The following is a 24,680-nucleotide window of genomic DNA, read 5'->3' on the forward strand; positions in this document are numbered from 1 at the left end:
AAAAACATTGAAAAAAGATACCGCACTTAGGTATCTTTTTTTATGGCTGGAACATTTAAAGTGCGGTGGGTTTTGATGCCTTTTTTTATGGCATTAAAATTGATCTTCCGCTAACACAAACCAGCCAATAGGCCGCAACTTAACAAAATACTCGGACTGATTTGGCGTGTAATCATTGGGATTTAAATGCACCAATAATGGCAATCCATGCCATCGCACCTGGATCTCCCAATAACTCCCCATAGAAATCGCCGATTGTACTTCACAACGTTCCGCAGGTTCGCCGCTGAGTGCCAATAACACGCCTTCCGGACGAATACCAAGCACATAGTTACCCTCCAGCGGTGGCACATCTGATTTAATCGACAACGCATTTTCTGCTAAAACATAGTTTCCGTTTTTTACGCTTACCGGAAAGAAAGACGCCTCGCCCATGAAGCTTGCCGTAAAACGGGATGTCGGGTGATGATATAGCGCATTCGGCGAGCCGATTTGCTCAACGTTGCCTTGATTAATGACAACCACGGCATCGGAAACGGCAAAGGCTTCCGTTTGATCGTGAGTCACATAAAGCACCGTAATACCGAGTTTTTGTTGTAAATGGCGAATCATCTCACGCATCGTACGACGCAAATTGGTATCCAAATTACTTAGCGGCTCATCAAATAATAAAATTTGTGGCGCAATCACCAACGCCCGAGCCAAGGCGACACGTTGTTGTTGTCCACCGGAAAGTTGTTCGATACGGCGATGTTCAAACCCTTCAAGTTCCACCATTTTTAATGCTTGACTGACTTTTTTAGCGATGTCGGAGGAATGGGTTTCCTGCATTTTTAAACCAAATGCCACATTTTCCCCCACCGTTAAATGAGGGAAAAGTGCGTAGGATTGAAAAACAATCCCCACGCCTCGTTGTTGTGGCGGCAGACGGCTGATGTCCTTTCCGTCACATAAAATTTGCCCTTGATCGAGATCTTCCAACCCAGCAATAAGACGTAGAATGGTGGTTTTGCCACAACCTGAGGCGCCCAATAAAGTCGTAAATTTACCTTTTTCAAAGGTGAGATTGAAATCTTGCAATACCTTGGTTGAACCAAAAGCTTTATAAACCTGTTTTAATTCAATATGTTGTGTCATGTTATCGTCCTAACTTTGTCTCACCAACCCATCGACCAAATAAGCCGATAACCAGCATCATAATCACAATTAAACTGGCGCCGTACGCCACTGCCAAACCGTAATCGCCGTCTTCCACCCGATTTAAAATAAACGAGGTTGCCACGCGAGTGCTTGGTGTAACTAAGAAAATAATCGCGCTAATAGTCGTCATGGCACGCACAAAACTGGTCACCAAGGCAGACAATAAAGCGGGCTTCAATAAAGGTAAGGTAATAAAACGTAACGTCTGAAACGCACTGGCTTTTAAAGAATATGCGGCTTCATCCAATGCCGGATCTAGTTGTTTAAAATTCACTAATGCGGCACGCAAACTAATGGGCATATTGCGCGTAACCATCGAAAGCATAATGATCGCCCCAGTGCCGGTTAAATAGAGCGGGACATTATTGAACGCAAGGATGTAAGACACCCCGGCAACCGTTCCCGGAACTGCAAAACTGAGCAACGTTAGAAATTCAATGTGTTTTTGTCCGAAGAAACGATGACGAGAAAAGAAATAAGCCAACAAAAAGCCACTTACTGCCGTAAAAGGGGCGGCAATCACGGCGAACAAGACGGTTTGCAATAAAGACGGAATCGCACCGTTCTTCCAGCCTTGCCCGAATAACGTGATGTAGTGTTGTAAAGTAAAGGTGTGATTAACACCCCAGTTCTGCATCACGCTGCCATAAAAAATACTGCCATACAATAACGCATTGAAACCAACCCAGGCAGCAAAAATGCTCACAACGGTAATTTTTAAACCGAAAGATAAAGGTGTATTTCGACCTTCAAACCCTTTGCCCGAGAGCGTAACGTAATTTTTACGCCCGATAAAATGATATTGCAGCCAGAAAATCCCGAGGGAAATGCTTAATAAAATAATCCCCAAGGCACTTGCCGAGAAATAATCGTTTTGCGCACCCACAATGTAAAAATAAATTTGCGTTGCCAACACATCAAAATTGCCACCTAACACAAAAGGCGAGCTGAAATCTGCCAAGGATTGCACCATGACAATTAAAAAAGCATTGGCGAGTGCCGGTTTTAATAAAGGCAAGACGATAAAACGGAAACTCTGCCAACGATTTGCGCCGAGCATGACGGCGGCCTCTTCTAATTTGGGGGAAAGGTTTTTTAATGCGCCTTCCAACAACATAAATGCCATGGGTGTTAGCGCCAAGGTGTGGGAAATCAGAATACCGTTAAAACCATAAAGCCAATTCGGACTCACACCAAAATGTTGCCCGAGAAATTGAGTGACATAGCCTGAGCGCCCAAACATCAACATCACGCCTAAACTCACCACAAATGGCGGCGTCACCATTGGCAACAAAGAAAAAACCTTACTGATGAATAAACTGCATTTGGCAATTCTTGTGGTGTATAACGCCAAAACAAGGGCAAAGGCAACAGAACATACGCCGACCGCAGAGGATACTGCCAAGGAATTGCCAATGACTTTCCACAAGCCGAGGTGATTTAATAACGTAAAAACATTGCCAAACTCACCGGATTCGCCGGTAAAAAAGATCGTAAATAATGCAGTGATCGGATAAAAAATAAAGCCGATCACCAACACAGCAAGCCCAGTGGCGACCGCCAATAAAAAACGATCTCCCCGTAAAAAACCTAAACGTGCTAAGACATCCACAAATATGGCGCCGATGGCGATAAACAGGAAAATCACCGCATAGCCGAAACGGAAATCATAGGCCTCCGCGGAAAACCAAATAAACGCGACCAAAAGTGCGGTCAAAATAACGGTTATTTTTGCGGAACGACGAGACTCAGACAGTCGCTGAAGCAACGGGAAAACCCATAATGCGCCAAACCACAGCCAACTGATATTGACTTGCGCCCATCCCATCGCAGCGAAATATTCTTTCGCGGTTGCCCCGAAAAGACCATAATCCAAGGCACGCACCGGCAGACAGGCAAATGCCAGAAAAGCGAGTAAAATCCAAGTGATAGGTTGATGGAATCGGTGTTTTAGCATGGATACGTCAGCATAAGATTTTGCTCGGCACAGCTATTGCGCCGAGCATCGGTAGGATTATTTCGATAATTTGATGTCAGCCAGCCATTTATTAATTAATCGCTTGCCTTCGTCTTTAGAACCGAATTTCACAAAATCAAATTCAACAAAATCTAATTTTTTCGGGTCAACAGATTTCGGTGAAGATTCCGCATTGGCATTGGTTGGGATTTGATATAAACCGAATTCACGCCATGGCATTTCCTGCACCTCTTTCGACAGCACAAAATCCATAAACAGTTTGGCATTATCGAGGTTGCGCGCGCCTTTAATAATACTTGCACCACCCAACGCATAACCGGTTTTGCCTTGTGGAATCACCGTTTCCACCGGCGCGCCCTTTTCCTTTTCGGTGGCATACGCATGCACAAAACCAACACTCACCGCACTTTCACCACGGGATAAATTCGCTGTCACCAAATTACTTTTCACATATTGCGAGACGTTTTCATTAAGCTTTTTCAAATAATCAAAGGCCTTCTCTTCGCCCCAAAGTTGAATCAAGGTTGCCATGATCGTATAAGTCGTACCGGAAGCGCGTGGATCCGGCAGTTGAATTTCACCTTTATATTCTGGTTTAAGCAAATCTTCCCAGGTTTGCGGCGCAGGCAATCCCAGTTGCGCCAATTTTTGTGTATTCACACCAAAGCCCAACACCAACATGTATGCCACGGAAGTAAAATCACCCTTTTGCGCCATGAGTGGTTTAAACTGCGGTAAAATTTCCGCTTGTTTTGGCGAACGGTAGGCTTCTAGCAAACCCAACTCTCCCGCCTGGAAATGCGGCTCAATCGTACCGCCATACCAAAAATCTGCCTGCGGATTGTCTTTCTCCGCGTTGATCTTGCCAAAAATGGTTTCCGTACCTCCGTGAACAAATTCGGTTTTCACGTCATATTTTTCACCGAACTGCGTCGTCACTTTTTCACACAACGCATTTTGCACCGTGCAATACACGGTCAAACGTCCTTCCGCCGCCGCCTGTTGGATAAAAAATAAAGACGAAAGACACACCAAACCTAAACTCTGTTTAAACCATTTTTGCATTTTGTCATCCTCCAAAACTGAAAAAGTCATGATGTTAAACGATTATATGCTATTTTTGGATTCTGTTTAACAGAGAAAAGACGAAGTTTATTCAAAAAAAAAAGCCGACATCATGTCGGCCTTTTTAATGAGTGTTAACTCAAATTAGAAGTGTACACGTAAACCTGCACCGTAGATGTTTTCACTGGTGCGTTGACCAACGTTATCTTTTTCAGTCGCGCGTGTATATTGTACGTAAGGAACAACATTTTTGCTTAACTTATAGTCAGCCATTGCGATGTATTGGTTTTTAATGCTTTTACCTTGATCTTGACCATTATAGTCTTTTTCACTGTAACGTTCCCATTGTAAACCAAGGGTAGATGGGATACCTGCTACATCTGCTAAGTCATATTTGCTTTCTAAGAAGATGTATTTGCCTTTAGTGTCATGTGCTACACCGGTCTCTTTCTTAGTATGTTGACCGTAAGCCACTGCAAATTTAAACGCATCTAATCTATAGTGAGAAGATAATAACCAGTTATGCTCTTTACGTGATGCTAAAGAGGAATTCAAATCATATCGATCGAAAGTATAGCCGGCTGCAAATTCAATGTTATGATTTTTTTCAAAGTCATAGTTATAGAACGCAGTTACACCCACACCATTTTTATAGCTATCATTTGTAGTATATTTTTCTGGATTACCGAATAGGTAGTCAGCACCGAAGCTAAAGCCTTCGAAGTCAGCAGAACGGAATTTAATGGATTTATCTGCACTTGTTGTTAGGATGTTGTTAGCACCAGAACGATAGTATAAGCCATCGCCTAACACATCATCAGCGGTAGTCGCTTGACGACCGAAGCTTAATTTACCTACGTTTTCAAAACCAAAACCCACAAATAATTTATTTGTGACAATGTTACCAAAGGTTGTTCCAGAACCTTCTTGATTTTCTTTTTGTTTATCTTTAAAACGAGTTTCATAGCCCACGAATGCAGACAAACCATTGTCTAATGTGTGAGTTGCATTGATTTTAATACGGGAACCATCGTTCACGAGGTCGCCACGTTGATCTTTGCCTAATTTTCCTAAGAAGATACGAGCAGAACCACCAAGTTCAACTTTAGTACCATCTTGGTTATAAACTGTTGCAGCGTTTGCTGCGCCGGTTGCTGCGAAAGCAGCGATTGCTAATGCGATTACTGTCTTTTTCATAATCTTCATTCCTTTTCAGAAATTATTTGTTATTAAGGTCAGTTTTGAACTTTTTCATTAAATTAGTATCAATGAATCATTCAGACTACTTCTTTTGAAGTGTCACGATCTTGGCAAAGAAAAATAAGCGTGTCAACAGTAACCTTGCTTTTTTCTCTCCATTTTCTGACACAGATCACAGTTTTAAGGTAAGGCTGTCTAATAAATCGCCACCTTATTTTGTGCTAATCGTTTAAATCCTGCGCGTAAATCTTCAATTAAATCATCCACATCTTCTAAGCCAATATGGATACGAATTAAGGTGCCTTCTAATTTTCGCAGAATATTCGGACGGATTTTAGCAATGTCTTCCGGTTGATTATAGAGAATCAAAGACTCAAAACCACCCCAGGAATACGCCATGGTGAATAACTCAAAATGATTCATAAAGGCTTCAAGCTGTTGTTGTGTTAATTTTTGTTTTAACTCAAAAGAGAATAATCCGCTTGAACCGGTAAAATCCCGTTTAAAAAAGGCATTGCCGGGGCAACTTGGCAAGGCAGGATGATACACTGCTTTCACTTCCGGTTGTTGTGCTAACCATTGTGCCACTTTTATGCTACTTTCTTCGTGTTGTTTTAAGCGAATATTGAGTGTACGCAGTCCGCGTGCTGTGGTATAGGCGCTGTCGGCATCCACCATTTGCCCCATTAAATAAGAATGTTCGCGTAATTGATCCCAACAACGGGCGTTGGCGACTGCCGTGCCAATCATGACATCGGAATGACCCACTAAATATTTCGTGCCCGCCTGAATCGAAATATCAATATCATGTTCCAAAGCCTTGAACAACACACCGGCCGCCCACGTGTTATCGATCATAATAACAATCTCTGGGTTGATACTACGCACGGCAGAAACGATTGCCGGAATATCCGCGACTTCCATGGTGAGAGAGCTTGGCGCTTCGAGAAATAATACTTTCGTATTCGGTTGGACGAGGTCGGCAATTTTGTCGCCTAGCATCGGATCATAAAATGTTGTGTTTACACCTAATTTTTTTAATACGACATTACAAAAATCCTGTGTCGGTTCATAAGCTGCACCGGTCATTAACACATGATCCCCGTTTTTCACAAAAGAAAGAATGCTATTCGTGACTGCTGCCGCACCACAAGGGTATAAATAGCAACCTGCGCCGCCCTCTAATTCGGTCATCGCATCTTGCAAGGCAAAATGGGTTAAGGTGCCGCGACGGCCATAAAAAAGCTCACCTTTTGCGCGATGAAGGGTGGCGTGCTTTTTATCTTCTAAGCAATCAAAGACAAGAGAGGATGCCCGTTGCACAACCGGGTTAACTGAGCCTTGGGTGTAGCGTTTTTTTCTTCCGGCGTGGACTAAGGCGGTGGCTAATGATTTTTTTGACATGATAATATCCTACAAAAAAGGGGAAAATGGATGAAAAGTGCGGTTGTTTTTTCGGGTAAAAATATTAACGCTAAATTTGTTTTGGAACTAGTTCCTTTTTACGCAAATTTACGCATAAGGCATTTAAAAATCACCAAATCTGATTTAGAATAACTTCATAATTCACCCTTGGTAGAACGCAAATCATGAAATTAAACGTCCCCATTTTTTTAACGATATTTCGAGTTATTTTAATTCCTTTCTTTATTATTGCTTTCTATCTTCCTTTTGATTGGGCGCCTTTTTTAACCACCTTTATTTTCTTTATCGCCGGTGTCACCGACTGGCTGGACGGCTATCTCGCCCGCAAATGGAAACAAACCACGCGTTTTGGTGCATTTTTAGATCCGGTGGCGGACAAAGTGATGGTAGTTGCCGGGCTTGTTTTAGTGGTGGAGTACAATCATACCTTTTGGATTACGCTGCCGGCGATTGTGGTGATTTCCCGAGAAATTATTATTTCCGCTTTGCGCGAATGGATGGCGGAATTAGGCAGTCGCAGCAAAGTGGCGGTGTCTTGGTTAGGCAAAGTGAAAACCACGTCACAAATGTTAGCCTTGGGTGGCTTATTGTGGCGTTATAACGTTTACATGGAAGTCGCTGCCATTATCCTACTTTATATTGCGGCGATTTTGACGATTTGGTCTATGCTGCAATACCTCACTGCGGCAAAAGAGAGCCTCTTAGACGACTTACCCAAATAATGTATTCATGACGTTAGGCTAACCTCGCAAGTTAGCCTAGAATCTTGTCCTCAAATCGCTTTTACAAATGATGCAAAATCTGTTCAATGTGTTTTAAACCGTTCAGGCGGGTCGTGCTTAAACGTTGAGCAATGCCAAGTTGCGTGAAATAGGCGGTTAAATCAAAATGGCGTAATTGTTCTGCGCTTTTGTTTTCAATGTACTGCAATAAAATCCAGAGTAAACCATTCATAATCCGCGCTTCACTATAGGCCTGAAAGTGAAAAGTGCGGTCGTTTTTTTCGGTAAATTTAAACCATACCTGTACTTCGCAACCCGGAATGCTGTCCATCTGGGCTAATTCATTTTCATTTGGTATGGGGAGATTTTTACCGGCTTGAATAATCAAACGGTAGCGTTCTTCCCATGTTTTGGCGTTCATTAATTGTTGTTCAATGTTCATCGTAATAATTCTAAACTTTTCTCTAAAGCCTTAAAAAATGCCTCAACATCCGAATCGATATTATAAGGGGCGAAAGATAAGCGCAGGGTCGCCGCTTGTCCTAATCTTGCCAAATAAGGCTGAGCGCAATGTTCACCAACGCGTAACGCGATATTTTGTTCGGCTAATAGCGTGGCTAAATCAAACGCGTTGACATCCTCAAAGACAAAGCTGACGACCGAACTGGGTTGCGGTGAATTAAATAATTTGCATTGTTGATAAGAGGATAAACGTTGACGGGTCATTTCTGCCAAGTGTACGGCGTGTTCTTCCATTTCGCCAATATCCCATTGGCTTAACCATTCTAGCACGGCGTTAAAGCCAATCACGGCGGTAATATTTGGTGTACCGGCTTCCAAGCGATAAGGCAGTTCGGCAAAGGTGATGTGTTGTTGGCTCACTTTGCTAATCATCTTGCCGCCGTACTGCAAGGGCTGTAATAAATTTAACGCCTCCAATTTTCCGCTTAACACGCCAAGTCCGGTCGGCCCGTAAATTTTATGGGCGGAAAAGGCAATAAAATCAGCATCTAATTCAGCCAAGTCTATTTTGATATGGCTAATGGCTTGTGCTGCATCCACTAAAATCAGTGCAGCACTGTGCGCACGAATCAATTCAATCAATCGTTTAACAGGTTGCAGCGTGCCTGTGACATTAGAGGCAAAATTTAACGCCACCAATTTGGTGCGAGGGCTGAGTTTTTGTAATAAGGCATTGGTGTCGATTAGCCAATTATCCAATATCGGCAAGACATGAATGATTGCGCCGGTTTTCTTTGCCACTTGGTGCCATGTGACGAAATTGGCATGATGATCCGCTTCACTGATTATGATTTCATCGCCGGCATTGAGATGCGGCAATAAACCGTTTGCCACCGTGTTAATGGCCTGCGTTGTGCCGGATGTCCAGATCACTGCCTGTTCGCTTTCGGCATGAATAAGCTGTTTAACTCGGCGACGAGCCTGTTCATAGAGTGCGGTCTGTTTTTCGTCATATTGACTGCGATGCACCGAACCGGCGGATTGGTAAAAATCTACCGTTGCCTCGATTAAGCACTGCGGTTTGAGGGTGGTTGCGGCATTATCAAGATAAATCACCGCCTCTTCATGAGTGAAGTAGGGAAAGTCTTGACGAAATATCAGAGGATCAAAATGCATTTTTACCTTCTTTGTTGTTGACGCCATAAATGGGGTTCAATAGGCGAGAGATCACGCCATAAACCGCGCCGATGTTCTCTTGCGGTTTGTTCTGCCTGTAAATAGGCAACATCCTGTAAATATTGCCGATAAGCCCACGCCATGCCTTGTTGTACCATGATTAAATTAATATTTTGCCCTTGTCTATCATACACCGTTGCTAAGGTGCGCTGATAGCGGTCGTAGCCTTGAATTGCCAAGGTGACATGGCGTTTGTGAATTAGTGAACCCAGCATTTGGCGGGATTTTTTCCCGAAAGGCTGTGCTTTTTCCGGTGCATCGATTTCGGCTAATCGCACTTTAATGGGGTTGAGATTCGCCGTTAAACAGGTGAACGTGTCGCCATCGCTAATCCCCACCACAAAACAATCTGCCATGTGCGCTTGCAAGGCGAGGGGGAGAATAAAACAGAAAAAACACAGAAAATATCGCATCGTGAAGATATTTGTTACAATGCGACGTTGTCACAAAATGCTGACAGTTGCGCCTTATTTGGCAAGGCAGACATCGCCCCTTTTGCAGTGGTCGCTAAGGCGCCACAGGCATTGGCTTGACGGAGAATTTGCTCAAGCACAGAAATTTCTTTCCAATCTGAATGTTGTGAAAGCCCGGCAAGAAGACCGCCAACAAAGGCATCGCCTGCACCTGTGGTGTCAACCGGTTTTAAGGCTTTGCCGGCAACCACGTCTTGTTTACCGGCTAAATGATAGCGTGCACCGTCTTTGCCCAAGGTCACAATGATCAATTTTTCCGGATAAAGTGCAGTGATTTTTTCAAACGCGTCGTCTAGGGTTTGTGTGTCGGTGAGCAGCGTTAATTCTTCTTCTGAGAATTTCAATACATCTGCCAATGCCACCGCTTGCATAACGGTTTGCTTCATGTCGTCAAAACTTGACCAAAGGGATTCGCGCAAATTGGGATCGAAAGAGAAGAATCCGCCCGCGGCTTTAATTCGGCGAATCGCTTCAAAGGTGGTTTCACGAGAAGGATTGTTAATTAAGGCAATGGAGCAACAATGGAGCCATTCGTTTGCTTGAAAATTCGGTAAATCCGCCACTTGTAAAAATTGGTCGGCACTTGGGTTCACCATAAAGGTAAAGCTCCGTTCGCCGTTATCTAACCCGACGATAACCGTTGATGTGCGTTGTTGCGGATCAAGAATCATGTGGCTGGTTTGTACGTTTTCCTGTTGTAGGGTTTGTTGCATAAATTCGCCCAAGGGATCTTTGCCCACGCGACCGATAAATGCACTTTCACCGCCTAAACGGGCTATGCCTACCGCCACGTTTGCCGGTGCGCCGCCTGCACAACGCAAGTAATGATTTTCTCCGTCGGGGATTAAATCAACCACGGCGTCACCTAATACCCAGATCTTTTGATGCATATTCTGCTCCTTGTGTTAGCCCTAAAAAACGCAGATAAAAATAACCGCACTTTATGAAGCCATAAGTGCGGTTCGTTTTTATGATGTTTTTATTTCACCGTGACCTTGGCGAATTTGCGTTTACCCACTTGGTAAACCGCAGTCGAAGTACTAATAACAAGTTTGGCGTCTTCTACTTTTTCACCGTCAATTTTCACGCCACCTTGTTGTACCATACGGTTGGCTTCTGAAGTCGAAGCCACTAACCCGGCTTCTTTTAATAAGTTGGCAAGCCCAATTTCGCCTTCAAAGGTAAATTCAGGCATGTCATCCGGCATCGCGCCTTTTTGGAAGCGGTTGATAAATTCTTGTTCAGCCGCCTCTGCCGCTGCGTCATCATGGAAACGGGCAATAATTTCTTTGGCTAATAAGATTTTTACATCCCGTGGATTTTTGCCGTTTGCCACATCTTCTTTCAGTTGGGCAATTTCTGCTAATGGACGGAAAGAAAGCAGGTTGTACCAATCCCACATTAAGTCATCAGAAATGGACATGATTTTGCCGAACATTTCGCTTGGTGCTTCGGTGACACCGATATAGTTGCCAAGGGATTTGGACATTTTTTTCTCGCCATCCAAGCCCACTAATAATGGCAGCGTGATTGCCACTTGTGGTTTTTGACCGGCAGATTTTTGTAATTCACGACCCACTAATAAATTGAATTTTTGGTCGGTTCCGCCTAACTCAACATCGGCTTCCAACGCAACAGAATCATGACCTTGTAAGAGCGGGTAAATAAATTCATGAATCGCAATCGGTTGATTGTTAGAGAAACGTTTTTTGAAATCATCACGTTCTAACATACGGGCAACAGTGTAGTTACTTGCTAAACGAATCATGCCTTCGGTGCCTAATTTACCCAACCATTCGGAGTTGAATACGATACGGGTTTTTTGTGGATCGAGGATTTTGTAAATTTGTTGTTTATAGGTTTCCGCATTGCGTAATACATCTTCGCGGCTAAGTGGCGGACGAGTCGCATTTTTACCGGATGGATCCCCCACCATGCCGGTGAAGTCACCGATTAAGAAATAAACTTCGTGGCCTAATTGTTGGAATTGACGTAATTTGTTTAATACTACAGTGTGACCTAAATGAATATCCGGTGCGGTTGGGTCTGCGCCGAGTTTTATGCGCAATGGGCGATTTTCTTTAAGTTTTTCAATTAAATCCTGTTCAGAAAGAATTTCATCTACGCCGCGTTTTAGTTCTGCGAGAACGGTATTCATATCAGTCATGTCTTTTCCTAATGTTATTCAATTTACCGAAAGGCTACATTATAGAGATTATTCACTAAATTTGAATTATTTTTAAGGGAAAGGGCTGATTTCAGGCGAAAAAAAACGCCTCTTGTGGGGGATGAGGCGTTGAAGTTGGAGTGATTATCTATTGTTGTTTGAATGATTAAATGATAATTATTCTCAAAATTAATGTCAAGCACTTTAATGAAAATAATTCTCAAATAATTTACTTAAATCCCATTTAGCTTAAGTGGTACGACCTTTGTGAGATGAAGTGCGGTCGGAATTCCCTGCGTTTTCTCAAATTCAGCGGCATACGCATATGCTTCTACGCCTTCTTTGAGGGCTTGCTGGAAAAGCGCGTCATATTTGGCATCAATGTGTTTCGCAATTTGGAAATGATCGAAGCCGTCGTGTAAGCCACAGAAGAAAATCACGGCGCGATGACCTTGCTTTTTCATGGCGATCAATTCGCGTAAGTGTTTTTGTCCGCGTGTCGTGACAGCATCAGGAAACATACCGAGTTTTTTGTCGTTATCCACATAAGTAATGGATTTCACTTCCACGTAACAATCAGGCAGATCTTTACCTTTCAGCAGAAAATCAATGCGGCTGTTTTCTTCGCCGTATTTCACTTCCGGATGAATTTCATCATACATAGCCAGTTCGATAATTTGCTTTTTCTGTAAGGCATCAAAGGTGAGCTGATTAGAACGGTGCGTGTTAATGCAAACCATATTGCCATTGGCTAATTGTGTTAATTCCCATGAACTTGGGTATTTCCGTGTGGCACTATCGGAGGTGGAATACCAGACGGTGTCGCCTTCTGCACCACAGCCGATCATGGCACCGGTGTTGGCACAGTGCAACGTGGTGATATCACTGTTCGGCAGTTGCACATCCGCTAAAAAGCGTTTGTAACGGCGGATTAAAGTGGCAGATTGTAGAGAGGGTAATTGCATGGTGTTTGACCTTGTATATCAAAGTGCGGTTAAGTTTTTCCGTGTTTTTTACAGACCGAGTGTGAAGCGGCAGTAAAAATATTTGCGCGCTAAGATAGCAAAGCGAGGGATGAATTTCTAATTTTTTATGTGTTACCACAAAGTGTAATAGGGATCACATATTGAATAAAAAGCCGAAAATTTTTTTTAGTTTTTAGAGGAACAATGATAGAGTGAGGGCTAATTTGACTGCCTAGAGGCGTCATTTCGGGCGGGTAAATTTGTTACCTAAATCTTAATCAATCAAAGGGAATCATTATGTTAATTGGTGTACCTAGAGAACTGCTTGATAATGAAAGTCGTGTGGCGGCAACGCCGAAAACGGTTCAGCAAATTTTGAAGCTTGGCTTCGATGTGATTGTTGAACATGATGCGGGTTTCAAAGCCAGTTTTGAAGATCAGGCATTTGCAGCTGCCGGTGCGAAAGTCGGTGATGCCGCACAAGTTTGGCAAGCGGACATTATTTTTAAAGTCAACGCGCCGACTGATGATGAAATCGCTTTAATTAAAGAAGGGGCAACCTTAGTCAGTTTTATCTGGCCTGCGCAAAATCCGCAGCTCATGGAAAAACTGTCAGCGAAAAAAATCAATGTGTTGGCGATGGATGCCGTGCCGCGAATTTCTCGTGCGCAAGCCTTGGATGCATTAAGTTCCATGGCAAATATTGCCGGTTATCGTGCCGTGGTGGAAGCCGCACATGAATTTGGCAGTTTCTTCACCGGACAAATTACCGCAGCAGGTAAAGTGCCACCGGCAAAAGTGTTGGTGATTGGTGCGGGTGTTGCCGGCCTTGCCGCGATTGGAGCAGCAAACAGTCTAGGTGCCATTGTACGTGCTTTTGACTCCCGTCCGGAAGTAAAAGAACAAGTAGAAAGTATGGGCGCCAGCTTCCTTGAAATCGATTTCAAAGAAGAAGGCGGCAGTGGCGATGGCTATGCCAAAGTTATGTCTGAGGAATTCAATCGTCGCGCGCTTGCCCTTTACGCAGAACAAGCGAAAGAAGTGGATATTATCATCACCACTGCATTAATTCCGGGCAGACCTGCACCACGCTTAATCACCAAAGAAATGGTGGAATCCATGAAGCCGGGTAGCGTGATTGTGGATTTAGCCGCAGCGACCGGCGGTAACTGTGAATTGAGTAAAGCCGGCGAAGTGGTGGTCACCGATAATCAAGTGAAAATCATTGGTTACACCGATTTACCAAGCCGTTTACCAACGCAATCTTCCCAACTTTACGGTACCAACCTTGTTAACTTATTGAAATTGCTTTGCAAAAACAAAGACGGTCAAATCGACATCAATTTCGACGACGTGGTATTGCGTGGCGTAACGGTTATTCGTGATGGCGAAGTGACATGGCCGGCACCGCCGATTCAAGTTTCCGCTCAACCGCAACAACAAGCGAAAGCTGCAAGTACGGTCAAAAAAGAGGAAGAAAAACCAACGGATCCGCGTAAAAAATACGGCATTATGGCGGCAGTGGGTGTGCTTTTCTTATGGCTTACGTCTATTGCGCCGGCGGCTTTCCTTTCTCACTTAACCGTGTTCGTCTTGGCTTGTGTCGTGGGTTACTATGTGGTTTGGAATGTGAGCCATGCGCTACACACCCCATTGATGGCGGTAACGAATGCGATTTCAGGGATTATTATCGTGGGAGCGTTATTGCAAATCTCACAAGGTAATTTCTTCATTAGTGTGTTGGCGTTTATTGCGATTTTAGTGGCAAGCATCAACATTTTTGGTGGCTTCCGCGTCACTCAACGTATGCTTTCCATGTTTAGAAAAGGCTAAGGAGAAAATCATGTCAGAAGGTTTTGTACAAGCTGCGTATATTGTTGCAGCGTTGCTCTTCATTATGAGCTTAGCCGGTCTTTCTAAACACGAAACGGCAAAAGCAGGGTGCTGGTATGGCATTATCGGGATGGGGATTGCACTCATCGCCACCATCTTCGGGCCAAAATCCGAAGGCACATTGTGGATCATCATTGCGATGGTGATTGGTGGGGCGATTGGTATTCAGCGTGCATTAAAAGTTGAAATGACGGAAATGCCGGAATTGGTGGCGATCTTGCACAGTTTCGTCGGTTTGGCTGCCGTATTGGTGGGTTATAACAGCTACGGTTTGCATGATATCCCAACTATGCCGAGCGGTTTAAATGACGTAGAACAAGCGAAATTCCTTGCAGAACAAGCCGCACTTGCCAGCGTACATAACGTGGAAGTGTTCTTGGGGATCTTCATCGGTGCGGTGACCTTCACCGGCTCTGTAGTGGCATTCGGTAAATTAAGCGGAAAAATTAATTCCAAAGCCTTAATGTTGCCACATCGTCATAAATTAAACTTGGCAGCGCTTATTGTTTCCGCGTTATTAATGGTGGCGTTCTTAAGTGAACCGGAAAATATCTTCCCGGTATTAATCATGACTGTGATAGCACTCGCTTTCGGTTGGCATTTAGTGGCCTCTATCGGTGGTGCAGACATGCCGGTGGTGGTGTCCATGTTGAACTCCTATTCCGGTTGGGCTGCAGCTGCGGCAGGTTTCATGCTTAGCAATGACTTGTTAATCGTGACCGGTGCGTTGGTGGGTTCTTCCGGTGCGATCTTGTCTTACATCATGTGTAAAGCCATGAACCGCTCTTTCATCAGCGTTATTGCAGGTGGTTTTGGTAATGACATTCAAGTGTCTTCCGATACCGAACAAGGCGAACACCGTGAAACAACCGCAGAAGAAGTGGCGGAATTGTTGAAAAATTCCAGCTCTGTGATCATCACCCCAGGATACGGCATGGCAGTCGCACAAGCGCAATATCCAGTGGCAGAAATTACCCAAAAATTACGCGAGCGTGGCGTGAACGTGCGTTTCGGTATCCATCCGGTTGCCGGACGTTTGCCTGGCCACATGAACGTGTTATTGGCAGAAGCCAAAGTGCCTTACGACATCGTGCTGGAAATGGATGAAATCAACGATGATTTCGCTGACACCGACACCGTATTGGTTATCGGCGCGAACGACACCGTCAACCCTGCGGCGATGGACGATCCGCACAGCCCAATCGCCGGTATGCCGGTATTGGAAGTGTGGAAAGCGGCTAACGTGGTGGTATTCAAACGTTCCATGAATACCGGTTACGCCGGCGTACAAAATCCATTGTTCTTTAAAGAAAATACCCAAATGTTGTTTGGTGATGCGAAAGAACGTGTGGATGATATCTTAAAAGCCTTGTAATTGGCTTTGGATGACAAGCTAAAAAATAAAAGTGCGGTTAATTTTGACCGCACTTTATGTTTGTGAGGAACGAAAATATGTCGCAATTATCTGCATTGCCTTTTGAGGAATATGTTCAGCAAGTGCTTGCCGAGCATAAAGGTGAGCGCGTATATCATTTTACTTATAACGATAAAGATTTTTGGTTGAAACAACCGGAACAATTACACGGTGTGTGGCATTTTTTGAAACCAAAACCGAAACAAGCCTTTAAAAACGAAATTCAAAGTTTGCAATATCTTGAGGAACATCAAGCGCCGGTGCCGCACCTTGAAATGTTTGGTGAGGATTTCTTAGTGTTGGAGGACGGCGGAAACAGTGTGGCCCATTGGATGGGGCTTCATCTTTCCAAACAACAAAAACGCGCGATTTTATTAGATGCGGCGGTGGCATTGGCGACTTTGCATCAACAAGGGGTGGTGCACGGACGTCCGGCAATTCGCGATATTCTATGGCGTGATGGTCAAGTGTTGTTTATTGATTTTGAAGTGAATGCGACCAAGCGGGCTTTAAGTAAGCAAAAAGCGCGTGATTTGTTGCTGTTTATCTATAATTTATGTCGTGAAGATGAATTGTCCGATGAGATCATTTGCGATGTTATGCGAAAATACCGTGAATGTTGCGAGCCACAGGAGTGGCTGGATATGTTGGCATCCGTAGAACATTATCGTTGTATTTACTATTTATTGTTGCCCTTTAAATCTATCGCCAAGCGCGATCTTATCGGGATTTATCGGCTATACCAGAATATTGAACAAGTGAAAAAAGAGGACTAAATGAAAAAAAATTATCATGACATTATTTATTGTTTGGACTCTCAGCGCCTGTTCCGTCGGTGTCGGTGTTGGTGGCGGTTCTAATGAAGTCGGTGTTGGCGTGGGTGTTGGCACTGGCGTTCGATTCTAAAAAAATGCCCGATAATATTTCTTATCGGGCATTTTATTTTTTACTGCTTAATGTACGACTTTAATGTCTGTTCCACTTCATAAATCCAATCTAATTCATGTTGCGTGAACCCGGCTTGTAAACGGGCATCTGTGTTGATTACCCCTTTAAAAATCACAATACGATATTTATGTAGCAATTCGGTAAAGCATTTCATGGCATCCAATCCTCGTTTGGCGGAAAGTGCGTGATACCAATGATTGCCGATATAAACGTGTCCGATTTCATCCGTTAAAATCACATCTAAAATCTTGACGGCAGCCATGTCTTTCCGTTGCGCAATTTTTTCTTGTAATACAGGCGTGGCATCCAGCCCTCGCGCTTCCAGTACACGCGGCACTAATGCCATACGTTCCCAAATATCATGCGCGGTTGCCTGTGCCATTTCCCATAAACCGGCATGGGCTTCAAAATCGCCGTATTGATATCCAAGGGTCTGCAAATGCGCGTTGACTAAGGAAAAATGGGTGCTTTCTTCACGTGCGACACGTAGCCAATCCTTTACAAATGCCATGCCTTCGCCTAATTCTTGTTGCGCATTTCGGCCAAAACGCCAAGCGGCATCTAAGCCTAAATTAATGGCATTAAACTCAATATGGGCAATAGCATGCAACGTTGCGGCATAACCTTCTTCTGTGGCGAAAGAACGTTTCGGCACATCTTTCGGTGCAACGAGCCGTGGCTTCTCCGGAATACCGGCAAGATCCATTTGTGGCGTGACTTCCGGAAAATCGGATAATTCCGTCAATTTAATCTGCGGTAATAGCTCATCATAAAGATGATTCACTAAGCGGCATTTTTCTAACGGATCCGTGGTTTGTAGTGCCGTGGTGACGGCATGCCAAAAATCTTGAGCAGCATAAAGTGCGGTCATTTTTTCCCTCATTTTTTTATTGTTCTTCCGGAACGTAACGAATTAACCCTTCTTGTTGTGTGGTGGCAATGAGTCTGCCATCTGCCGCAAAAAATTGACCACGTGCAAGGCCGCGGGCGGCATAGGCGTTGTTGCTTTCGATGGCATAGAGCAACCAATCATTCATATCAAACGGGCGATGGAACCAAATAGAATGGTCGATGGTGGCAACTTTCATGCCTTTTTGTAAAAAGCCTTTTTCATGGGGATGAAGTGCGGTCAAAATGCAATGAAAATCGGAGAAGTAGGCAAGCAGGCATTGTTGAATGCGATAGTCTGTAGGTGCTTCGCCATTAGTGCGTACCCAAGAGTATTGTTGTGGAGGCAGTTTATGTCCGCGGAACGGATTATTTAAATATTTGGTGCGAATATCAAATGGACGCTCTGCCGTAAATTTATCGCGCACGGCTTCCGGAATGGTTTGTGCCATTTGCTGAATGACTGAGCTTTCTGACATTAAAGCATCAGGTGCTTCTACCTTTGGCATTTCGCTTTGGTGTTCAAAGCCTTGTTCCAAGGTTTGGAAAGAGGCAGTAATGTGGCAAATCGGTGATTTATGTTGAATGGCTTTTACCCGCATTGCCGTGAAATTTCTGCCCTCGCGTAAAATTTCGACATCATAAATAATCGGATATTGGCTGTCGCCCGGCGAGAGAAAATAGGCGTGGCAAGAATGTAAAAAGCGATCTTGAGGGGCAACTTGAATCGCAGCAGAAAGTGCCTGCGCCACGACTTGACCACCGAACACTTGGCGAAACCCGAGATCTTGGCTTGCGCCGCGAAAAAGTAAATCGTCGATTTTTTCCAGTTTTAACAGTTCGATAAGTTGGTTAAGTGCGGTCATGATTTTCCTCGTTTGTTTAAAGTTCAGGCTGTTCTGATGTGATCCGGAGATAACATTTGCAATTCAATAGGGCTTATTGCATAATGCGAAACCTTAATCGCGCTATCAAATTTTGCGGTTAATTCAATGGAAACCTTTTCGGTCCCTCGCAATGAAGTCTGGTTTACCAGGTCAGGTTCGGAAGAAAGCAGCCAAAGTCAGAATTTTCGTGTGCCGAGACTAAGCCGGAAAGGTTTCCACCTTTCCAGCCTCTTCCTTTTAAATACGTTGTGTCAGTTGCTTGAAAAAGCCATTTTCTTTATTGATCAATTCGCTGTACGAACCTTGTTCAATTAAGCGACTGTTATCGATCACCACAAGTTGATCAAACTGCTCAATGGCGGTTAGACGGTGCGTCACCATAATCAAGGTTTTACCGACACTGTGAGCCAAAATCGCTTGCAGAATATTGCGTTCGGTTTCGCGATCCAAACCTTCTGTCGGTTCATCTAAGAGTAAAATAGGCGCATCATTTAATAACACACGCGCTAAGCCTAAACGACGTTGTTCACCGCCCGATAACGGACGGCCGCCGTCTCCCAGCCATAAATCTAATCCTTTGTCTTGATTCACTAATTTTTCCAAGCCCACTTGTTGTAGCACAGCAGCCATTTTTTCATCGCTTAATGGCGCATGGGTAGCCAGTTGCAAGTTGTTACGCAACGTATCGCTAAACACATGCACGCGTTGCGTTAAGAAACAAAATTGTTGGCGTAAACTGCTTTCGCTATAGGCTTGAATGCGATTGCCGGCGAATAAGATTTCCCCTTGGTTGGCATCATAATTGCGTACCAATAATTGAAGTAGCGTCGATTTGCCGCTGCCGGTTTTTCCTAAAATGGCCAATTTTTCACCGGCTTGAATATGGAGATTTAAGTCCACTAATGCCGGGTTATCACGTTGCGGATAAGTGAAATGAACTTGATGAATTTGCAATAACGGCGCTTGAGTTTGGTTTTCAACAACTTGCGTGCCGGAAAAATCTACCAGTGGTTGCTGTTCGATAATATCCGTTACCCGTTCAGCCGACGCGACCATTTGCCCGATGTGCAAAAATGCAGCGCCGATAGGCATCAGAATTTCAAAGGAGGCGAGGGCGGCAAAAGCAAACAAGCCAATTAATGCAGCACGGTATTCATCGCTACCTAAATCTACTTGCGCAGCAAACCACATCACAATACATAACACCAAGCCGTTGGCGAACAACAAAAGTGCGGTGGAAAATCCCGATAAATTCGCTTCCTGTTGTTGATAGGCTTGCCATTGCTGTTCGGTTTGGCTTAATTTCCCTTTTAGTTTTTCTTCCCCGTTAAATAACAATAATTCTGCTTGAGCCTGAATAAATTCCACAAATTGCGTGCGGTAAAGGGCGCGGGATTGGGTTAATTTTGCGCCGAATTTATTGCCTAAATGGTAAAAAATGGTTGGAATCACCAATAATAATGTCAGTAACGTGAGACCAAGGAACAGCGCAAGTGGCACATGAACAAAACTTAATCCAATGGTAATGAATGTAATCACCACAATGGCACTGATAAACGGCGCAATCAGGCGAAGATAAAGTCCGTCCAAGGTATCGACGTCAGCAACCAAGCGGTTTAATAAATCACTGTTACGATAGCGATTGAGCACGCCCGGGCTTAATGGAATAATTTTGCTAAACACTTGCACGCGTAATTTGGCTAACACGCGGAAGGTGGCGTCATGGGTAACAACTTTTTCAAAATAACGCGCCACGGTACGCCCGATAGCTAAACCCCGTACGCTAGCGGACGGATAGAAAAAGTTAAACAGCGAACCCAAGCCGGCAATGGCGGTCGCCGCGAGGAACCAACCGGAAAGGGTAAGTAACCCGATGCTGGAGGCAAGTCCTAAAATCATTAACAAACCACCGAAAATTAACGGCAGTTTGGCAAATTTAAATAAACGAATAAAAGGCAATAAAGCACGCATTAGTTAATATCCTGTTGTCGTTGTGCCAATAATTCGGCGAAGAAACCTTGATGTTGCAGTTGGTCAAAATGCCCCTGCTGAATAATTTGTCCGTGGCGCATCACCAAAATAGTATCGCATTGTTTCAGATCTTCAATGCGGTGAGTGATCATCACGGTTGTTTGTTGGCGACTGATGTGTTGCAAGGCTTGTAATACTTGATTTTCCGATTGCGCATCAAGGCTGGCAGTCGGTTCATCTAATAACAACAAATTGCCTTTACGCAGTAGCGCACGTGCAACGGCCAAACGTTGTGCTTGCCCGACGGACACGCCAATGCCACCTTCTTTAATTTCCGCCTCTAAGCCGAGACGGTCGGTAAATTCTTTCGCTTGCGCTAATGCCAACGCCTGATCAATTTCTTGCGCTGAAGCTTGAATGTCACCTAATAATAAATTCTCTTTGATCGTGCCTTGTAGCAATAACGGGTTTTGTCCAACCCACGCAATGTGTTTGCGCCATTGGGCTAAATCGACATCGCGCAATTCTTGCCCGTTGATTTTCAGGCTGCCTTCATAAGGTAAAAAGCCCAAAATGGCATTGATCAGCGAGGTTTTTCCGGCACCGCTTTGTCCTACGATAGCGATGTGGCTCTGCGCCGGAATATGGAAATTCAGCGCTTCTGTCAGCGGTTTGCCTTGTGGCGACAAGACCACTACATTTTCACCTGAAATTTCCACCGCACTTTGGCTTTCAAATGCCGCTTTGCTGTTGCCTTGAGCGATTAAATAATCTTCTTCCAAGAAATCCACGATGGCATCTGCCGCACCAATACCTGCTGCACGGTCATGATAATAAGTGCCAAGGTCGCGTAAGGGTTGATAAAACTCCGGTGCAAGAATGAGGCAGAAGAAACCGATAAAGAGCGTAATCGGCGTGCCGTAACTGCCGAATTCTACTTGCCCTAAATAACTGAAACCGAAATACACCGCCATTAATGCAATAGAAATCGAAGTGAAAAACTCAAGGACGGCAGAGGAGAGGAACGCCATTTTTAGCACATCCATGGTGGTTTCGCGGAAATCTTCCGTGCTGTTTTCAATATGGCGGGTTTGCTCGGAAGTGCGGTCGAATAAACGTAAGGTTTCCAAACCGCGCAGACGATCGAGGAATTGACCGCTTAACCGCGCAAGGGTATCCATGTTCTTTTGGCTGCTGTCTGCTGCCGCTTTGCCGACTAAAATCATGAAAATAGGAATCAGCGGTGCAGTGCCCATTAAAATCAAACCGGCTGCCCAGTTTAACGGGAACACGGCAATCAGGATAATCATCGGCACAATGGCGGAAAGCGCTTGTTGTGGCAAATAGCGGGCGTAGAAATTATGCAAGTTCTCTACTTGTTCCAACATGATGGTTGCCCAGCTGCCGGCAGGTTTATTGTTAATCGTTGCCGGGCCAACTTGATGGATTTTATCCAAAATTTGCTGACGAATAATATTCCGTAATAATTGACCGCACTTGAAGCCGATTTTTTCTCGGAACCACAAAATTAGCGCACGTAGTGCAAAGCCGACGACTAAGCCGATAAAGTAAGGCGCCAAGCCGGTGACCGGTTTGCCCAGAATAATGAGCTTATGCAGCAAAGAGGCCAAAAGATAAGTCTGCCCCACTAAAATCACTGAGGAGAACGTGGCGAGCAGAATATTGAGATTCAAATATTTTTTAATCGGCTTTTGCTGTGTGCGAAGCCATTGTTGCAAATATTTTTGACGAGATTTATCCATAAGTTATGTTTTATCAGAAACAGAAAAACGGAAGGTGGACGTTATTGCCCACCTTATATTGCATAATGTGTTGTCTTGGTACACCTACCGAACAGTTATGCTTTTTGCGCATCCAAATAACGCTCAGCATCTAATGCCGCCATGCAGCCAGTGCCGGCAGAGGTAATGGCTTGACGATAGTTGTGATCCATCACATCGCCTGCGGCAAAAACGCCTTCCACGGAAGTTGCAGTTGCATTGCCGTTTAAACCGGATTTCACCACGATATAGCCGTTATTTAATTCCAATTGACCTTGGAAAATTTCCGTATTCGGTGCATGGCCGATGGCCACGAAGACGCCGTCTAATGCAACCTCTTCCGTGGCTTGGGATTGCACGTCTTTCAAACGTACGCCGGTTACGCCCATGTTGTCGCCCAACACTTCATCTAAAGTGCGGTTGGTATGCAGCACGATTTTGCCTTCTTCCACTTTTTTGTATAAGCGGTCGATGAGAATTTTTTCTGCGCGGAAGCTATCGCGACGGTGGATCAAATGCACCTCAGAAGCAATGTTGGCTAAATAGAGTGCTTCTTCCACGGCTGTATTACCACCACCGATGACGGCAACCGGTTTGTTGCGATAGAAGAAACCGTCGCAAGTGGCACAGGCAGAAACGCCACGCCCTTTGAAGTTTTCTTCGGAAGGCAAGCCTAAATAACGGGCGGAAGCACCGGTGGCGATGATTAACGCATCGCAGCTAAAGGTTTGTGCATCACCGTATAATTTGAATGGGCGAGAAGATAAATCTACACGGTTAATGTGATCGAAAACGATCTCGGTCTCAAATTTTTCTGCGTGTTGCAACATTCTTTGCATTAATTCCGGACCGGTCGTTTCACCGAAATCACCCGGCCAATTTTCAATTTCACTGGTGGTAGTGAGTTGTCCACCTTGTTGTAAACCGGTGACGAGTACCGGTTTTAAATTAGCGCGTGCCGCATAAATAGCCGCAGTGTAACCGGCAGGGCCTGAGCCTAAAATGAGTAATTGCGCGTGTTTAATATCTGACATAATCAATCCTTATCAACTTAATATTTGCGACCGCTATTATAGAAGATTTCCCATCAGTACAACAACGAATAGAGCAATCGGCGGTATTTATTGGTTACCGGATCGTTGTTGCCGATGGCGGCTAAAATGGATAAAAATTCCTGCTTGATTTTGCCGTCTTCGGCGCCTAAATCTTGACGTAAAATAGTAAACAATAAATTCAACGCTTCTTCATTGCGATTGGCTTGGTGTAATTGCAACGCTAATTTCAACGCAAGATCATGGGTTGGCTGTTTTGCAAATTCTTCCTGTAATTGTTGAATTTCCGGCGTATCTGCAGCTTTAATCAACAAATCAATTTGTGCCTGTAAACCTTGCCAGCGACTGTCGCGATCTTGCAAGGGGATTTTGTTCAAAATCTGCTGTGCCGGCTCGGTTTTTTTCATGGCGATATAGGTTTCCGCATAGAGTAGCGCGATGTCGCTGTTTTTCTGATCAGACAACTCCCATGCTTCTTTCAGCAACGGCAATGCCTGCTCATAATTTTCCACCGCAAGCAGATCCAACGCCTGATTAAATTTGATTTCTTCCTCTTTCGGCAAAATCGCACTCAAACGCTGTTGCAAGGTGGTGTTATCCAACGCACCTTGAAAGGCATCCAACGCTTGCCCGTCTCTAAATAAATAAGTGGTCGGCAACGCTTGAATACGAAACTGCGCCGCCACCATTTGTTCTTTCTCACAATTCACTTTGGCTAACACAAATTGCCCTTGGTATTGGTTGGCATAATTTTCCAAGGTTTTCACAAACGCTACAGAATCTGCATGGCTTGGCGCATAAAACGTGATCACCAAAGGATGATGTTGTGAAAGCTGTAAAATTTCGTTGAGATTTTGTTCGTTGAGGTCACGAATGGCAGGAAAATCCGTCATATTCTTCTCTTATTTTTAATGAAATGAATGCTGCGCATTATAGCAAAGTGCGGTGGGATT

21 protein-coding genes and 1 other RNA gene are annotated in these 24,680 nt (G+C 44.3%); 5 read left to right on the plus strand and 17 right to left on the minus strand.

Features of this window, described 5'->3' with window-relative positions; translation table 11 throughout:
- Positions 1 to 93: 93 nt before the first annotated feature.
- The 5 genes from J5X96_RS05885 to metC all read right to left on the minus strand — a co-directional run bounded on the left by J5X96_RS05885 (position 94) and on the right by metC (position 6,847).
- The gene (locus J5X96_RS05885; RefSeq protein WP_209362236.1) at positions 94 to 1,137 is read right to left on the minus strand and encodes an ATP-binding cassette domain-containing protein; all 1,044 of its coding nucleotides are present in this window, start codon (positions 1,135 to 1,137) and stop codon (positions 94 to 96) included.
- Position 1,138: 1 nt separating this feature from the next.
- Entirely contained in the window at positions 1,139 to 3,157 is a 2,019-nt protein-coding gene (locus tag J5X96_RS05890) for an iron ABC transporter permease (RefSeq protein ID WP_209362238.1), read from the minus strand.
- 57 nt (positions 3,158 to 3,214) lie between these two features.
- Positions 3,215 to 4,243 carry an ABC transporter substrate-binding protein gene (locus J5X96_RS05895; protein ID WP_209362240.1) on the minus strand — a complete coding sequence of 343 codons (1,029 nt, stop codon included), beginning with the start codon at positions 4,241 to 4,243 and terminating at the stop codon, positions 3,215 to 3,217.
- A 144-nt stretch (positions 4,244 to 4,387) separates the two neighbouring features.
- On the minus strand, positions 4,388 to 5,440 hold the full coding sequence (locus J5X96_RS05900; protein WP_209362242.1) for a porin: 1,053 nt from the start codon (positions 5,438 to 5,440) through the stop codon (positions 4,388 to 4,390).
- Between the two features lie 198 nt (positions 5,441 to 5,638).
- On the minus strand, positions 5,639 to 6,847 hold the full coding sequence (gene metC, locus J5X96_RS05905) for a cystathionine beta-lyase (RefSeq protein WP_209362243.1): 1,209 nt from the start codon (positions 6,845 to 6,847) through the stop codon (positions 5,639 to 5,641).
- Between the two features lie 185 nt (positions 6,848 to 7,032).
- Between metC and pgsA the strand changes: the two genes are divergently transcribed.
- On the plus strand, positions 7,033 to 7,590 hold the full coding sequence (gene pgsA / locus J5X96_RS05910; RefSeq protein WP_209362245.1) for a CDP-diacylglycerol--glycerol-3-phosphate 3-phosphatidyltransferase: 558 nt from the start codon (positions 7,033 to 7,035) through the stop codon (positions 7,588 to 7,590).
- Between the two features lie 61 nt (positions 7,591 to 7,651).
- Here the strand turns inward: pgsA and J5X96_RS05915 are convergent, their stop codons facing one another.
- The 6 genes from J5X96_RS05915 to sfsA form a co-directional block, all read right to left on the minus strand.
- Positions 7,652 to 8,032, minus strand: coding sequence for a SufE family protein (locus tag J5X96_RS05915; RefSeq protein WP_209362247.1), 381 nt, complete (start codon positions 8,030 to 8,032; stop codon positions 7,652 to 7,654).
- Complete coding sequence (locus tag J5X96_RS05920) at positions 8,029 to 9,228, minus strand: aminotransferase class V-fold PLP-dependent enzyme (protein WP_209364781.1); 1,200 nt, start codon at positions 9,226 to 9,228, stop codon at positions 8,029 to 8,031. Before J5X96_RS05920 ends, J5X96_RS05915 begins: the two co-directional genes overlap by 4 nt.
- Positions 9,229 to 9,230: 2 nt before the next feature.
- Positions 9,231 to 9,701: a thermonuclease family protein gene (locus tag J5X96_RS05925; RefSeq protein ID WP_209362249.1), complete on the minus strand. Its 471-nt coding sequence runs from the start codon at positions 9,699 to 9,701 to the stop codon at positions 9,231 to 9,233.
- Between the two features lie 14 nt (positions 9,702 to 9,715).
- Positions 9,716 to 10,651, minus strand: coding sequence for an aminoimidazole riboside kinase (locus J5X96_RS05930; RefSeq protein WP_209362250.1), 936 nt, complete (start codon positions 10,649 to 10,651; stop codon positions 9,716 to 9,718).
- Positions 10,652 to 10,740: 89 nt separating this feature from the next.
- Positions 10,741 to 11,928 (minus strand): tyrosine--tRNA ligase, encoded by a 1,188-nt coding sequence (gene tyrS, locus J5X96_RS05935; RefSeq protein WP_209362252.1) that lies wholly within the window; start codon positions 11,926 to 11,928, stop codon positions 10,741 to 10,743.
- Positions 11,929 to 12,161: 233 nt separating this feature from the next.
- The gene (sfsA, locus tag J5X96_RS05940; RefSeq protein ID WP_209362254.1) at positions 12,162 to 12,893 is read right to left on the minus strand and encodes a DNA/RNA nuclease SfsA; all 732 of its coding nucleotides are present in this window, start codon (positions 12,891 to 12,893) and stop codon (positions 12,162 to 12,164) included.
- 297 nt (positions 12,894 to 13,190) lie between these two features.
- On the opposite strand from sfsA, the gene pntA reads away from it, so the two are divergent.
- The 3 genes from pntA to J5X96_RS05955 all read left to right on the plus strand — a co-directional run bounded on the left by pntA (position 13,191) and on the right by J5X96_RS05955 (position 16,976).
- On the plus strand, positions 13,191 to 14,726 hold the full coding sequence (gene pntA, locus J5X96_RS05945; RefSeq protein ID WP_209362256.1) for a Re/Si-specific NAD(P)(+) transhydrogenase subunit alpha: 1,536 nt from the start codon (positions 13,191 to 13,193) through the stop codon (positions 14,724 to 14,726).
- A 10-nt stretch (positions 14,727 to 14,736) separates the two neighbouring features.
- Positions 14,737 to 16,161, plus strand: a complete 1,425-nt coding sequence (gene pntB / locus J5X96_RS05950) for a Re/Si-specific NAD(P)(+) transhydrogenase subunit beta (RefSeq protein WP_209362257.1) — start codon at positions 14,737 to 14,739, stop codon at positions 16,159 to 16,161.
- A 77-nt stretch (positions 16,162 to 16,238) separates the two neighbouring features.
- Positions 16,239 to 16,976 carry a lipopolysaccharide kinase InaA family protein gene (locus J5X96_RS05955; RefSeq protein WP_245193444.1) on the plus strand — a complete coding sequence of 246 codons (738 nt, stop codon included), beginning with the start codon at positions 16,239 to 16,241 and terminating at the stop codon, positions 16,974 to 16,976.
- A 170-nt stretch (positions 16,977 to 17,146) separates the two neighbouring features.
- On the opposite strand, the gene J5X96_RS05960 is transcribed toward J5X96_RS05955, so the two are convergent.
- On the minus strand, positions 17,147 to 18,019 hold the full coding sequence (locus J5X96_RS05960) for a ferritin-like domain-containing protein (RefSeq protein ID WP_209362261.1): 873 nt from the start codon (positions 18,017 to 18,019) through the stop codon (positions 17,147 to 17,149).
- Positions 18,020 to 18,035: 16 nt separating this feature from the next.
- Positions 18,036 to 18,902 (minus strand): acyl-CoA thioesterase II, encoded by an 867-nt coding sequence (gene tesB, locus J5X96_RS05965; RefSeq protein WP_032997833.1) that lies wholly within the window; start codon positions 18,900 to 18,902, stop codon positions 18,036 to 18,038.
- A gap of 135 nt (positions 18,903 to 19,037) precedes the next feature.
- On the opposite strand from tesB, the gene ffs reads away from it, so the two are divergent.
- An RNA gene (ffs, locus tag J5X96_RS05970) (signal recognition particle sRNA small type) lies at positions 19,038 to 19,136 on the plus strand.
- A 24-nt stretch (positions 19,137 to 19,160) separates the two neighbouring features.
- On the opposite strand, the gene cydC is transcribed toward ffs, so the two are convergent.
- From cydC to J5X96_RS05990, 4 genes are all read right to left on the minus strand, one after another.
- On the minus strand, positions 19,161 to 20,894 hold the full coding sequence (gene cydC / locus J5X96_RS05975) for a cysteine/glutathione ABC transporter ATP-binding protein/permease CydC (RefSeq protein ID WP_209362263.1): 1,734 nt from the start codon (positions 20,892 to 20,894) through the stop codon (positions 19,161 to 19,163).
- Positions 20,894 to 22,657 carry a cysteine/glutathione ABC transporter permease/ATP-binding protein CydD gene (gene cydD, locus J5X96_RS05980; RefSeq protein WP_209362265.1) on the minus strand — a complete coding sequence of 588 codons (1,764 nt, stop codon included), beginning with the start codon at positions 22,655 to 22,657 and terminating at the stop codon, positions 20,894 to 20,896. The genes cydC and cydD overlap by 1 nt, the downstream gene beginning before the upstream one ends.
- 95 nt (positions 22,658 to 22,752) lie before the next feature.
- A complete protein-coding gene (gene trxB / locus J5X96_RS05985; protein WP_209362267.1) occupies positions 22,753 to 23,709 on the minus strand; it encodes a thioredoxin-disulfide reductase in 957 nt (318 codons plus the stop codon).
- Between the two features lie 53 nt (positions 23,710 to 23,762).
- On the minus strand, positions 23,763 to 24,620 hold the full coding sequence (locus tag J5X96_RS05990) for a co-chaperone YbbN (protein ID WP_209362268.1): 858 nt from the start codon (positions 24,618 to 24,620) through the stop codon (positions 23,763 to 23,765).
- Positions 24,621 to 24,680: the final 60 nt, after the last annotated feature.

Origin of the sequence: Aggregatibacter sp. 2125159857 (genome assembly GCF_017798005.1) — a bacterium.
Taxonomy (GTDB): domain Bacteria; phylum Pseudomonadota; class Gammaproteobacteria; order Enterobacterales; family Pasteurellaceae; genus Aggregatibacter.

Coding starts and splice junctions, on each gene's coding strand:
- J5X96_RS05900 (WP_209362242.1), bottom strand. CDS start 5,440: ATGAAAAAGACAGTAATCGCATTAGCAATCGCTGCTTTCGCAGCAACC.
- J5X96_RS05920 (WP_209364781.1), bottom strand. CDS start 9,228: ATGCATTTTGATCCTCTGATATTTCGTCAAGACTTTCCCTACTTCACT.
- tyrS (WP_209362252.1), bottom strand. CDS start 11,928: ATGACTGATATGAATACCGTTCTCGCAGAACTAAAACGCGGCGTAGAT.
- J5X96_RS05960 (WP_209362261.1), bottom strand. CDS start 18,019: ATGACCGCACTTTATGCTGCTCAAGATTTTTGGCATGCCGTCACCACG.
- J5X96_RS05895 (WP_209362240.1), bottom strand. CDS start 4,243: ATGCAAAAATGGTTTAAACAGAGTTTAGGTTTGGTGTGTCTTTCGTCT.
- pntB (WP_209362257.1), top strand. CDS start 14,737: ATGTCAGAAGGTTTTGTACAAGCTGCGTATATTGTTGCAGCGTTGCTC.
- J5X96_RS05990 (WP_209362268.1), bottom strand. CDS start 24,620: ATGACGGATTTTCCTGCCATTCGTGACCTCAACGAACAAAATCTCAAC.
- pntA (WP_209362256.1), top strand. CDS start 13,191: ATGTTAATTGGTGTACCTAGAGAACTGCTTGATAATGAAAGTCGTGTG.
- metC (WP_209362243.1), bottom strand. CDS start 6,847: ATGTCAAAAAAATCATTAGCCACCGCCTTAGTCCACGCCGGAAGAAAA.
- J5X96_RS05955 (WP_245193444.1), top strand. CDS start 16,239: ATGTCGCAATTATCTGCATTGCCTTTTGAGGAATATGTTCAGCAAGTG.
- tesB (WP_032997833.1), bottom strand. CDS start 18,902: ATGACCGCACTTAACCAACTTATCGAACTGTTAAAACTGGAAAAAATC.
- cydD (WP_209362265.1), bottom strand. CDS start 22,657: ATGGATAAATCTCGTCAAAAATATTTGCAACAATGGCTTCGCACACAG.
- trxB (WP_209362267.1), bottom strand. CDS start 23,709: ATGTCAGATATTAAACACGCGCAATTACTCATTTTAGGCTCAGGCCCT.
- J5X96_RS05890 (WP_209362238.1), bottom strand. CDS start 3,157: ATGCTAAAACACCGATTCCATCAACCTATCACTTGGATTTTACTCGCT.
- J5X96_RS05925 (WP_209362249.1), bottom strand. CDS start 9,701: ATGCGATATTTTCTGTGTTTTTTCTGTTTTATTCTCCCCCTCGCCTTG.
- J5X96_RS05915 (WP_209362247.1), bottom strand. CDS start 8,032: ATGAACATTGAACAACAATTAATGAACGCCAAAACATGGGAAGAACGC.
- J5X96_RS05930 (WP_209362250.1), bottom strand. CDS start 10,651: ATGCATCAAAAGATCTGGGTATTAGGTGACGCCGTGGTTGATTTAATC.
- J5X96_RS05885 (WP_209362236.1), bottom strand. CDS start 1,137: ATGACACAACATATTGAATTAAAACAGGTTTATAAAGCTTTTGGTTCA.
- pgsA (WP_209362245.1), top strand. CDS start 7,033: ATGAAATTAAACGTCCCCATTTTTTTAACGATATTTCGAGTTATTTTA.
- sfsA (WP_209362254.1), bottom strand. CDS start 12,893: ATGCAATTACCCTCTCTACAATCTGCCACTTTAATCCGCCGTTACAAA.
- cydC (WP_209362263.1), bottom strand. CDS start 20,894: ATGCGTGCTTTATTGCCTTTTATTCGTTTATTTAAATTTGCCAAACTG.